The 11,319-nt window shown below is 72.6% G+C and carries 9 protein-coding genes; 6 read left to right on the forward strand and 3 right to left on the reverse strand.

The window, feature by feature from the left end; all coding sequences use genetic code 11:
* Positions 1 to 93: 93 nt before the first annotated feature.
* A complete protein-coding gene (gene sucB, locus ACZ4IF_RS01110) occupies positions 94 to 1,869 on the forward strand; it encodes a 2-oxoglutarate dehydrogenase, E2 component, dihydrolipoamide succinyltransferase (protein ID WP_467558418.1) in 1,776 nt (591 codons plus the stop codon).
* 81 nt (positions 1,870 to 1,950) lie between these two features.
* On the opposite strand, the gene ACZ4IF_RS01115 is transcribed toward sucB, so the two are convergent.
* Complete coding sequence (locus ACZ4IF_RS01115; protein ID WP_467558420.1) at positions 1,951 to 2,634, reverse strand: hypothetical protein; 684 nt, start codon at positions 2,632 to 2,634, stop codon at positions 1,951 to 1,953.
* A 331-nt stretch (positions 2,635 to 2,965) separates the two neighbouring features.
* Between ACZ4IF_RS01115 and ACZ4IF_RS01120 the strand changes: the two genes are divergently transcribed.
* The 4 genes from ACZ4IF_RS01120 to ACZ4IF_RS01135 all read left to right on the forward strand — a co-directional run bounded on the left by ACZ4IF_RS01120 (position 2,966) and on the right by ACZ4IF_RS01135 (position 8,346).
* Positions 2,966 to 3,589, forward strand: a complete 624-nt coding sequence (locus ACZ4IF_RS01120) for a GntR family transcriptional regulator (protein ID WP_028805183.1) — start codon at positions 2,966 to 2,968, stop codon at positions 3,587 to 3,589.
* Positions 3,590 to 3,860: 271 nt separating this feature from the next.
* Positions 3,861 to 6,563: a pyruvate dehydrogenase (acetyl-transferring), homodimeric type gene (gene aceE, locus ACZ4IF_RS01125; protein ID WP_359502017.1), complete on the forward strand. Its 2,703-nt coding sequence runs from the start codon at positions 3,861 to 3,863 to the stop codon at positions 6,561 to 6,563.
* A gap of 136 nt (positions 6,564 to 6,699) precedes the next feature.
* Positions 6,700 to 7,713: a helix-turn-helix transcriptional regulator gene (locus ACZ4IF_RS01130; protein WP_467558424.1), complete on the forward strand. Its 1,014-nt coding sequence runs from the start codon at positions 6,700 to 6,702 to the stop codon at positions 7,711 to 7,713.
* A gap of 114 nt (positions 7,714 to 7,827) precedes the next feature.
* Positions 7,828 to 8,346: a DUF4240 domain-containing protein gene (locus ACZ4IF_RS01135; RefSeq protein WP_467559911.1), complete on the forward strand. Its 519-nt coding sequence runs from the start codon at positions 7,828 to 7,830 to the stop codon at positions 8,344 to 8,346.
* A 105-nt stretch (positions 8,347 to 8,451) separates the two neighbouring features.
* Here ACZ4IF_RS01135 and ACZ4IF_RS01140 read toward each other — a convergent pair whose 3' ends face one another.
* Positions 8,452 to 8,682 carry a hypothetical protein gene (locus tag ACZ4IF_RS01140; protein WP_467558426.1) on the reverse strand — a complete coding sequence of 77 codons (231 nt, stop codon included), beginning with the start codon at positions 8,680 to 8,682 and terminating at the stop codon, positions 8,452 to 8,454.
* 133 nt (positions 8,683 to 8,815) lie between these two features.
* A complete protein-coding gene (locus ACZ4IF_RS01145) occupies positions 8,816 to 9,550 on the reverse strand; it encodes a peptidoglycan recognition protein family protein (RefSeq protein ID WP_467558428.1) in 735 nt (244 codons plus the stop codon).
* 416 nt (positions 9,551 to 9,966) lie between these two features.
* On the opposite strand from ACZ4IF_RS01145, the gene ACZ4IF_RS01150 reads away from it, so the two are divergent.
* Positions 9,967 to 11,151, forward strand: coding sequence for a MarP family serine protease (locus ACZ4IF_RS01150; RefSeq protein ID WP_359502024.1), 1,185 nt, complete (start codon positions 9,967 to 9,969; stop codon positions 11,149 to 11,151).
* Positions 11,152 to 11,319: the final 168 nt, after the last annotated feature.

Genomic DNA, 11,319 nt, shown 5'->3' on the forward strand with positions numbered 1-11,319 from the left:
CCTGGGCGCGACGACCACAGACTTCCGCACCCTCCCCGGGCTCTCGACACCGCTCGGACCGGGGAGATCCCATCGTAAGGAGCAACAGAAACCATGGCGGTTTCCGTAACCCTTCCGGCGCTCGGTGAGAGCGTCACCGAGGGCACTGTCACCCGCTGGCTGAAGGCCGAGGGCGAGCGCGTCGAGGCCGACGAGCCGCTGCTGGAGGTGTCGACCGACAAGGTCGACACCGAGATCCCCTCCCCCGCCGCCGGTGTGCTGGCGTCCATCAAGGTCGCCGAGGACGAGACGGTCGAGGTCGGCGCCGAGCTGGCCGTCATCGACGACGGCACGGGCGCGCCCGCCGCCGCCCCCGCCCCGGCTGCCGCCGAGGCCCCCGCCGCGCCGGCTCCGGTCGCCGAGGCCCCCGCGGCTCCGGCGCCCGCCGCCCCCGCCCCTGCCGCTGCCCCGGCCGGCGGCGCCTCCGGCACCGACGTCGTGCTGCCCGCGCTGGGCGAGTCGGTCACCGAGGGCACCGTCACCCGCTGGCTGAAGCAGGTCGGCGAGGAGGTCGCGGAGGACGAGCCGCTGCTCGAGGTCTCCACCGACAAGGTCGACACCGAGATCCCCGCGCCGGTGGCCGGCGTCCTGCTGGAGATCGTGGTCGGCGAGGACGAGACCGCCGAGGTCGGCGCCAAGCTCGCCGTCATCGGTGCGCCCGGTGCCGCTCCCGCCGCCGCCGCGCCCGCGGCTCCGGCCGCCCCGGCACCCGCCCCTGCCGCCCCTGCCGCTCCGGCGCCCGCTGCTCCGGCCGCTCCGGCTCCCGCGGCTCCGGCCGCCGCCGCCCCGGCTCCGGTCCAGCCAGCGGCCCCGGCTCCGGCCGCGCCCGCCGCTCCGGCTCCCGCGCCGGTCGCCGCACCCGCCCCGGTCACCCCGGCTCCTGCCGCCCAGGCCACCGACGAGGGTGCGTACGTGACCCCGCTGGTGCGCAAGCTCGCCGCCGAGAACGGCGTCGACCTGGCTTCCGTCAAGGGCACCGGCGTCGGCGGTCGTATCCGCAAGCAGGACGTCATCGCCGCCGCCGAGGCCGCGAAGGCCGCCGCTGCCGCTCCGGCTCCCGCCGCCGCGGCGCCGGCCGCCAAGAAGGCCCCGGCCCTGGAGGTCTCGCCGCTGCGCGGCCAGACCGTCAAGATGCCTCGCATCCGCAAGGTCATCGGCGACAACATGGTGAAGGCCCTGCACGAGCAGGCCCAGCTGTCCTCGGTCGTCGAGGTCGACATCACCCGCCTGATGAAGCTCCGCGCGCAGGCGAAGGACTCCTTCGCGGCCCGCGAGGGCGTCAAGCTCTCCCCGATGCCGTTCTTCGTGAAGGCGGCGGCCCAGGCGCTGAAGGCCCACCCGGTCATCAACGCCCGGATCAACGAGGCCGAGGGCACGATCAGCTACTTCGACTCCGAGAACATCGGTATCGCGGTGGACTCCGAGAAGGGCCTGATGACCCCGGTCATCAAGGGTGCGGGCGACCTGAACATCGCCGGCATCGCCAAGGCCACGGCGGACCTGGCGGGCAAGGTCCGCGCCAACAAGATCACCCCGGACGAGCTGTCCGGCGCGACCTTCACCATCTCCAACACCGGCTCGCGCGGCGCGCTGTTCGACACGATCATCGTGCCGCCGAACCAGGTCGCGATCCTGGGCATCGGTGCCACGGTCAAGCGTCCGGCCGTCATCGAGACGGAGGAGGGCACGGTCATCGGCGTCCGCGACATGACGTACCTGACCCTGTCCTACGACCACCGTCTGGTGGACGGCGCCGACGCGGCCCGTTACCTGACCGCGGTCAAGGCGATCCTGGAGGCCGGCGAGTTCGAGGTCGAGCTCGGCCTGTAGTCCTCACCCGCGCAGACATGCCGCCCCCGCCCGGAGACCCGGGCGGGGGCGGCATGTTTGCGGGGTCGGACGGGACAGGGCCTAGTGCCGCGGCGTCAGCTTCTCGTCCGTCCACGACACCAGCGTCTCCACCCACAGGTTGGGGATCTCCGTCCGGTAGGCGGGTGTGAGATGGCGCGCCCGGTAGGCCTTCAGCACGTCGTACGTCGCGTCCAGGCAGTCCCGTGAGCCCAGCTCCCCCGTGGCGGGGTCGACGCCGACGAGGAAGCCGCGGCTCTCCACCGTGCGGATCATCACGCGTGCCGCGGCGACGTCACCGGCCGGCGAGCCGGTGCAGCGGTATCGGCTGTAGGGGTGCGAGGACGTACCGGGGTAGTGGGCGTCGCGGGACATGTCGCTGAGCATCCGGGTGTAGGAGCCCTGCGTGTGCCAGGCCCCGATGTCGCCGCCGGGCGGGGTGTACAGGGCGTTGCTCGGGTTCTCCACCGCGCCGTACTCCCAGCGGTCGGTCCCGGTGACGCGGAAGCCCCAGCCGGTGTGACCGAACTTCTGCGCGCCGTCGGGCTTGACGAACACGCAGGCGCCGCCGGGTCCCGCGGGCTGACCGGCGGCACCCGAGGCGGACGGGGAGACCGGTGTGCGGGTACCGCCGGACGGGGCGGCGGCGCCCGTGTCCATCGGCCGGCAGCCGGTCGCCGTGCCCACGAGCGCCGCTGCCGCCGCTGCCACGACCGCCCAGCGAAGTGCGCGTACCCGACCCTTCATGACATCCCCCTGACCTGGCGGGGGTGCCGACGGCGGCGACCCCTCTGCCCCTCGCCACTGCGGACGGGGCCCCGTGGGTTCTCCGGGTGACACGGACGTGACCGGTCCGGGCACCAGCCGGTACGGGTCTTTACAGGCGTGGACGCGCTGACAGCGTGTAAGTCTCGTCTCACCTGCACGAAAGCGCCCCCGAGCGCCCCTCACCGGCAGCGGTGCGGCCTTATTGTCTAAACGTCGAACGGCACCGGAGCCCGCCCGCCGCACTGCCACCGCCCCTCAACGAGGCCCTTCGGGCCGCAATATTGGATTCAGAGCCTCCGAAGGAGCCCTCATGACCGCGCCCGTCGTCCACTCGCTGCGCGAACAGATCCGCGAGCACATCGTGGAGGGGATCGTGAGCGGGCGCTGGAAGCCGGGCGAGCGGATCGTGGAGCGGCGGATCGCGACGGAGCTGGAGGTCAGCCAGACGCCGGTGCGGGAGGCGCTGCGTGAGCTGGAGTCGCTGCGGCTGATCGAGTCGGCGCCGAACAAGGGCGTCCGGGTGCGGAACCTGACCGCGGCCGACCTGGAGGAGAGCTATCCGGTGCGGGCGGGTCTGGAGGCCATCGCGGCGGAGCTGGCGGCCGAGCGGCTCGCCGAGGACTGCTCGGCGCTGGAGCCGCACGTCACGGCGCTGTACGAGGCCGACCGGCTGTCGGACAGTGCCGGGCAGGTCCGTCACACGGTGGCCTTCCACCGCGAACTGGTGCGCGCCGCGGGCAATTCCGTCCTTCTGCACACTTGGGAGGGCCTGGGCATCGAGGTCTTCACGGCCCTGTCCATCCGCTGGCTGGGGACGGTCCAGCAGTCGTACGCGGAGGAGCACGAGGCTCTCGTGGACGCCTTCCGGCGCCGTGACCCGCTGATCGCCGACCTGGTGAAGGCGCATGTGCTGGGCTGCGCGCCGAGGCCCTGAACAGCGGAGCGCTCGCGCGCTCAGACGTCGTTCCACCTGCGAAAACCTTCGATTTCAAGGCACCGCGTGCCTGGCGCGAAGGCACCCCGTGCCGACTTTCTCGGTCTGAAGAGGTTTTCCCCTTCAACCCTTTGATCGATCATCGATCAGGGAGTTACAGTCACGTCGGGCTCCCACAAGAGCCCGCCGCCCTGTCCTGCCAAAGACCAAGGGCACCCCCGAAAACCCCTTACCGACGAGGGAACCCCCTCCGCATCCGGAAGGCGGCGCAATGACCGACCCCACCGCGATCCAGCCCAGCGAGCTCGACCAGCTCCCCGACCGCGACCCGGAGGAGACCGCCGAATGGCAGGCCTCCCTGGACGCCGTCGCCAAGGCAGCCGGGCCGCACCGTGCCGCATACCTGATGCGCCGCACTCTGGAGCGTGCCGAGGGCAACGGTCTCGCGCTGCCCAAGCTGCTCGAGACCGACTACGTCAACACCATCCCCACCGCCGCCGAGCCCGTCGTGGACGGCGACGAGGAGATGGAGCGCCGGATCACCGCGTGGAACCGCTGGAACGCGGCCGCGATGGTGACCCGCGGCAGCAAGCACGGCGTCGGCGGCCACATCGCCACCTTCGCCTCCGCCGCCTGGCTCTACGAGACGGGCTTCAACCACTTCTTCAAGGGCAAGGAGGCCGACGGGTCCGGCGACCAGCTCTACATCCAGGGCCACGCCTCCCCCGGCATCTACGCCCGCGCCTTCCTCGACGGCCGGCTGACCGAGCAGCAGCTCGACAACTTCCGCCAGGAGGCCGGGGGCAACGGTCTGCCGTCGTACCCGCACCCGCGCCGCCTGCCCTGGCTGTGGGAGTTCCCGACGGTCTCCATGGGCCTCGGCCCGCTGTCGGCCATCTACCAGGCGCGCTTCAACCGCTATCTCACCAGCCGCGGCATCAAGGACGTCTCGCAGTCCCACGTGTGGGCGTTCCTCGGCGACGGCGAGATGGACGAGCCCGAGTCGACGGCGGCACTCGCGCTGGCCTCGCGTGAGGGCCTCGACAACCTCACCTTCGTCATCAACTGCAACCTCCAGCGCCTCGACGGCCCGGTCCGCGCCAACTTCAAGATCGTGCAGGAGCTGGAGGCCCAGTTCCGCGGTGCCGGCTGGAACGTCGTGAAGACGCTGTGGGGCACGGCCTGGGACGAGCTGTTCCAGCTCGACACCACCGGCGCGCTCGTCCGCCGGCTGCGCGAGGTACCCGACGCGCAGGTGCAGACGTACCAGACCCGCGACGCCGCCTACATCCGCGAGGACTTCTTCGGCAAGGACCCGGCGCTCGCCGAGATGGCGAAGCTGATCGGCGACGACAAGATCCTGGAGTGCTTCCACCTCTCGCGCGGTGGTCACGAGTCGCGCAAGGTCTACGCCGCGTACAAGGCGGCCCTGGCCCACAAGGGCGCGCCGACCGTGATCCTCGCCCAGACGGTCAAGGGCTTCACGCTCGGCGAGGGCTTCGCGTCCAAGAACGCCAACCACCAGATGAAGAAGCTGACGACGGACGAGTTCAAGCAGATGCGTGACCTGCTCGAACTGCCCATCTCCGACAGCCTGTTCGCCGACGGCACGGTGCCCTACGGCCACCCGGGCGCCGACTCCCCCGAGGTCCGCTACCTCCAGGAGCGCCGCGCGGCCCTCGGCGGCCTGGCCCCGGCCCGCCGCACGCACGCACTCGCCCCGCTGCCCGCCCCGGCCGACAAGGCGTTCACCTCCTTCGACAAGGGCTCCGGCTCGCAGAACGTCGCCACCACCATGGCGTTCGTCCGCCTGGTCAAGGACCTGGTCCGCGACAAGGAGACCGGCAGGCGCTGGGTGCCGATCGTCCCGGACGAGGCGCGCACCTTCGGCATGGAGAGCCTCTTCCCGTCCCTCGGCATCTACTCGCCCAAGGGCCAGACGTACGAGCCGGTCGACCGCGACCAGCTGATGTACTACAAGGAGGCCAAGGACGGCCAGATCCTCAACGAGGGGATCACCGAGGCCGGTTCCATGGCGGACTTCATCGCCGCGTCCACCGCGTACGCCACGCACGGCGAGGCGATGATCCCCTTCTACATCTTCTACTCGATGTTCGGCTGGCAGCGCACGGCCGACCAGATGTGGCAGCTCGGCGACCAGCTCGGCCGCGGCTTCCTGGTCGGCGCCACGGCCGGCCGGACGACGCTGACGGGCGAGGGCCTCCAGCACGCCGACGGTCACTCCCCCGTCATCGCGGCCACCAACCCCGCCGCGCTGACGTACGACCCGGCGTTCGCCTACGAGGTCGCGGCGATCGTCAAGGACGGTCTGCGCCGGATGTACGGCGAGGCCGCCCCGGGCGAGGACCCGAACGTCTTCTACTACCTGACGGTCTACAACGAGCCGATCCCGCAGCCGGCCAAGCCGTCCGGTCTCGGCATCGACGAGGGCATCGTCAAGGGCCTGTACCGCTTCAACACGGCCGAGTCGGCGGGCCTGTCCCCCGTCGCGAACGCCCCGCGCATCCAGCTGCTGAGCTCCGGCACGGCGATCCACTGGGCGCTCGACGCCCAGAAGCTGCTCGCCGAGGAGTGGGGCGTGGCCGCCGACGTGTGGTCCGCGACCTCCTGGACCGAGCTGCGGCGCGACGCGCTGGAGGCCGACGCGGCGCTGCTGCGCGGCGAGGAGCGAGTGCCCTTCGTACGCCAGGCGCTGCAGGGTGCCGAGGGCCCGGTCCTCGCGGTCTCCGACTACATGCGCCAGGTCCCGGACCAGATCGCGCAGTGGGTCGAGCAGGACTACTCCTCGCTCGGTGCCGACGGCTTCGGTCTGTCCGACACCCGTGAGGCGGCCCGCCGCCACTTCGGGGTGGACGCCCAGTCGATCGTCGTCGCTGCGCTGGCGCAGCTCGCGCGGCGCGGCGAGGTCAAGGCGTCGGCCGTGAAGGAGGCCCGGGAGCGCTACGGCCTGTAGCACCCGAAGAGTTCCGGGGTGACCCGGTGCGGGGCGCGGCGATCCGGTGCGGGGGCACGGCGGTCGCCGTGCCCCCGCGCGTTTTCGGTCCCTGTCCCGCCGGTCCGTTGTCAGTGGTGCCCGGCATCATGAACCCATGCGTGCTGCCCGGCTGATCAGGATGGTGCTGCTGCTCCAGTCGCGGGCGTCGATGACCGCCGCCGAGCTGGCGCGGGAGCTGGAGGTGTCCGAGCGGACGGTCACGCGCGACGCGCAGGCGCTCTCGGAGGCGGGCGTCCCGGTGTACGCGGACCGCGGGCGCGCCGGGGGCTACCGCCTGGTCGGCGGTTACCGCACGCGGCTGACGGGACTGGCGCGGAGCGAGGCGGAGGCACTGTTCCTGAGCGGGGTGCCGGGGGCGCTGCGCGAGATGGGCCTGGAGGACACGGCGTCGGCGGCCCGGCTGAAGGTGTCCGCGGCGCTGCTGCCGTCCCTGCGGGACGCCTCGCGCACGGCGGCGCAGCGGTTCCATCTGGACGCGCCGGCCTGGTTCAGCGAGCCCGAGACGCCCGAGCTGCTGCCCGCGGTGGCGGAGGCGGTCTGGGACGACCGGCTCGTCGTGGCGCGGTACCGGCGCGGCGAGGCGGAGGTGCGGCGCGCCCTGGAGCCGTACGGCCTCGTCCTCAAGGCGGGTGTCTGGTACGTGTGTGCGCGGGTGCCCGACGCGGGGTCGTTCCGGGTGTACCGCATCGACCGGTTCAGCAGCGTCGACGCCTCCGACGAGCGGTTCCGGCGCGAGGACGACTTCGATCTGCGCGCGTTCTGGGACGAGCGGGCCGAGCAGTTCGCCCGGTCCATCCTGCGGTCCGAGGTCGTCGTGCGGCTGTCCCCGGACGGCGTACGACGACTGCCGTACGCCGTCGGTCTCCCCTCGGCGAAGGAGGCCCTGGAGGAGTGCGGCGCCCCCGACGAAGGGGGCTGGCTGACCGTCACGCTTCCCGTCGAGTCCGAGGAGGTCGCCCGCACCCAGCTCATGGGGCTCGGGCCGGACGTGGAGGTGCTCTCCCCGGCGGCGCTGCGGGACCGCTTCGGGAAGGACGCGGCCCGGCTCGCGGCGCTGTACGGGCGAGTTGACCCCGACGGCCCCGCCTCCGGCGCGAAGCACTCCTGAGATGCGCTTGAAATGCGTATGAACCCGGTGGTTTTACCTTCGGCATGTGCACGCATAACAATCTGCTCCACTCCACGTGCGTCCCTCCCGTCCAGGCCCGATGCTGGACCCGTGATGGACGAGACGGAGTTCTGGGAGCTGGTGGACACCACCCGTGCGGCCGCCGAGGGCGACCCCGAGGAGCAGGCCGACCTGCTCGTCGAGCGGCTCGTGCAGTTGGACCCCGATCTGGTCCTGGACTTCGCCCGGCACTTCGAGTCCCGCTACAACCGCGCGTACCGCTGGGACCTGTGGGGTGCCGCCTGGGTGCTGCTCGACGGCGCCAGCGACGACGCCTTCGACTTCTTCCGGTGCTGGCTGATCGGCCAGGGCCGGGAGGTCTTCGAGGGCGCGGTGCACGACCCGGACTCCCTCGCCGAGCTCCTGGACGACTTCGACGAGGAGATCGACGGCGACGGCGAGGAGCTGGGCTACTCGGCCGACGAGGCCTACGAGCAGCTCACCGGCGCCGTCGCGCCCGACCTCGGCATCCCGCCCGCCGCCGCGGAACCCGAGGGCACACCGCTCGACTTCGAGAACGAGGCGGTCATCGCGGAGCGCTACCCCAAGCTGTGGGACCGCTTCAGGGACTGACGCGGCCTCAGCGGCCGGCCGTCCCGGTGTCACCGTCCCGCCCGTCACGGCCGGCCGTCCGCCACCGGGCGTCCGCCTTCCCTCATGCCACCGCGCGTCGGCGGCTCATGCCGGCACGCGTCGGCGGCCGGTCTCCGCGGGGAGGTGGGCCTGGGGCTGTTCGGCCCGTACGGCGTGGTGCAGCGGGGCCGCGTTCGCCTGGTCCAGGGCGGACGCCGTGACCGCCGTCGGCCCCAGGACGACCGTCGCCACCGCGCAGACCACCGTCCACGGACTGCGCGCCGTCCTGGCCCAGCCGGCCACTCCGCGCATGGTCCTCGTCCCGCCGTTCGTCATGATCCCCACCTCCGGTCAGTGCCTGCGACGACGGTAGGAGGCCCGGCTCTGCGGAGTCTGTGAGCCGCCTGCGGCGGTGCTGTGACCATGGCTGTGCGGGCGCGCGCGCCGCTCCCGTGGCGCGCGGCGGGCCTCAGCGGCCCTGGAGGCGGGCGGCCTCGTCCCTGATCGCGGGGAGCCGGGCCGTCAGCGCCGCCCCGGGACAGGTGGTCATGAACGCGGCGTTGTGGCCGGCGACGGTGGGCAGCGCGGCGGAGGTGCCCGCGGAGAACCGGCTCAGACTGTTGCTGGAGCGCAGTCGCACGGTGGCACGCGGGTCGGTGTCGGAGCTGCCGAGCTTCCAGGCGACGAGGCGGGCGATGGCGTCGGTCATCGCCCGCGGCACCGGCGTCCCGGACGTGAAGGTGCCGATGGCCGCGACCCCGGCGGTGCGGTGGTTGAAGCCCTGTGTGTGCGCCCCGGTGACGGGCCGGTCGATGCCGCCCGCGCGGCCCTCGTAGATGGTGCCGCAGCGGTCGACGAGGAAGTTGTAGCCGATGTCGTCCCAGTCCTTGGCGCCCGTCTGGCCCGCGTAGAGGTCGCGGATGATGCGGGGCGCGTCGGCGCAGTCGTAGCCGTTCGGCGAATCGGTGTGGTGGACGAAGACCGCGACGACCTGGTCGTCGTAGCGCGGCGCCGGCTGGGCGTGCGTGCTCGCGGCGTCCAGCCACTTCGAGCGCGGCACGATCGGCGGCCGGGGGCCGGGGTGGGCCGCCGCGGGCCGGGCGGCGGACGGCCGGGCGGGCTCGGTCTGCGTGCGGTCCACCGAGGCCGCGCACATCACGAGCGCGAGGACGGCGGCGAGGCCGGGCACACAGCCGAGCAGCACGCGCACGGTCCGCGGCAGGCGGTCCGGGAAGCCGGGCGCGTGCGGCGCCCGCGCACTCCACGGCAGGAACCGCCCGCGCCGCGGGCGTCGGGGCGCGCCACGGGACCGGCGCGGCCGGCGCGGCCACAGCGCGCCGAGCCCGCCCGCCCGGAGCCGGCGGAGCACCGCGGACCGCGGTCGCCCCGCGCCTCGCGCCCGTGCCCCCCGCGTCTTCCGGAAGACACGCATGAAGACACCCTGGCCCCGATCCGCACCGTCCGCGATGTGTGCTGTGCCACCCGGTGGAACCATTGTTCCGGTCCGAGTCGTTTTTGCAGGTCCACGCGTGTGTGACCCTTTCCCCGGCGCCACGCGCGCGTGCCTGATCACTGGGCCCGCCCCACGCGTACTAAGGGGCCCGAGAGAAAGGCGGCTCCGTGGACGTGCTCGACCTCCTGCTGATGCTGGTGATCCTGGTCTACGCGGCGTCCGGCTACCGTCGCGGCCTGGTCGCCGGCTGTGTGTCCCTGGCGGGATTCGTGGGCGGTGCCGTGATCGGTGTGTGGGTGCTGCCGTGGATCATGGACCTGGTCGCGGCCGGGACCCCGGCGGCGACGGTGACGGCCGTGCTCACGGTGCTGGTGCCGGCGGTGGTGGGCCACGAGATGGCGGGCAGGCTGGCGCTCAAGCTGCGCCGCGAGCTCGACCGGGGACCGCTGCGGGTGGCGGACGGCATCGGCGGGGCCGCCGCCAACACGGTGGCGGTGCTGCTGGTGGCCTGGGTGGCCGCGAGCGTCCTGGGCGCGTCCTCGTCGACGGTGGTGACGCAGTCGATCCGCAATTCGGCGCTGCTGGGCGCCGTCCAGGACACGATGCCGGACACCACTCCGGACTGGTTCTCGCGCGCGACCTCCGCGCTCACCGAGGCCGGCTTCCCCCAGGTCTTCAACCCGTTCGAGAGCGAGCCGACGACGGGCGTCGCCAAGCCCTCCGGCGACAGCGTCACGACGGCCGCGACGAACGCCGCGAAACTCAGCACGGTCAAGGTGGAGGGCAGCTCCGGCGTCCAGGGACGCGAGGGCAGCGGCTTCGTGTACACGTCCGAACACGTGATGACGAACGCCCATGTCGTGGCCGGCATCGACCAGCCGACCGTGCGGGTGGGCGGCGTCGGCGAGGCGTACGAGGCCACCGTCGTGCTCTTCGATCCGCAGAAGGACGTCGCCGTCCTCTACGTCCCGGGGCTGCGCGCGCCGGCGCTCCGCTTCGACGACACCGCCTCGCGCGGCGACTCGGCGGTCGTGGCGGGTTATCCGCAGGACGGCGGCCTCGACCTCCAGGCGGCCACGGTCGCGGGCCGCATCGACGCGACGGGCCAGAACATCTACAGCTCGGACACCGTCACCCGTGAGATCTACTCGGTCCGCTCCACCGTCCGCCCGGGCAATTCCGGCGGCCCGCTGCTGACCACCGACGGCAGGGTCTACGGCGTGGTCTTCGCCCGCTCGACCTCGGACAGCGAGACCGGTTACGTGCTGACGGCGGACGAGGTCGCGGGCGACGCGCAGCGGGCGGCGGACGCGACGAGGCCGGTGGACACGGGCGACCTCGTCACGTCGTAGATCCGGGCGGCCTCGTCACGGCGTGGGGCCGGGCGGCCCGCGCGCCACGGCTCAGGTGGCCCGGGGTCAGTGGGTCAGTGGGTCAGTGGGTCAGTGGGTCAGTGGGTCAGTGGGTCAGTGGGTCAGTGGGTCAGTGGGTCAGTGGGTCAGTGGGTCAGTGGGTCAGTG

The sequence above is a fragment of the Streptomyces sp. NPDC025784 genome (assembly GCF_055558435.1).

Bases quoted from the DNA above. Each gene is read 5' to 3' on its own strand.
- ACZ4IF_RS01130 (WP_467558424.1), top strand. From the start codon at position 6,700: ATGCGTGCTGCCCGGCTGATCAGGATGGTGCTGCTGCTCCAGTCGCGG.
- ACZ4IF_RS01115 (WP_467558420.1), bottom strand. From the start codon at position 2,634: ATGAAGGGTCGGGTACGCGCACTTCGCTGGGCGGTCGTGGCAGCGGCG.
- sucB (WP_467558418.1), top strand. From the start codon at position 94: ATGGCGGTTTCCGTAACCCTTCCGGCGCTCGGTGAGAGCGTCACCGAG.
- ACZ4IF_RS01120 (WP_028805183.1), top strand. From the start codon at position 2,966: ATGACCGCGCCCGTCGTCCACTCGCTGCGCGAACAGATCCGCGAGCAC.
- ACZ4IF_RS01140 (WP_467558426.1), bottom strand. From the start codon at position 8,682: ATGACGAACGGCGGGACGAGGACCATGCGCGGAGTGGCCGGCTGGGCC.
- aceE (WP_359502017.1), top strand. From the start codon at position 3,861: ATGACCGACCCCACCGCGATCCAGCCCAGCGAGCTCGACCAGCTCCCC.
- ACZ4IF_RS01135 (WP_467559911.1), top strand. From the start codon at position 7,828: ATGGACGAGACGGAGTTCTGGGAGCTGGTGGACACCACCCGTGCGGCC.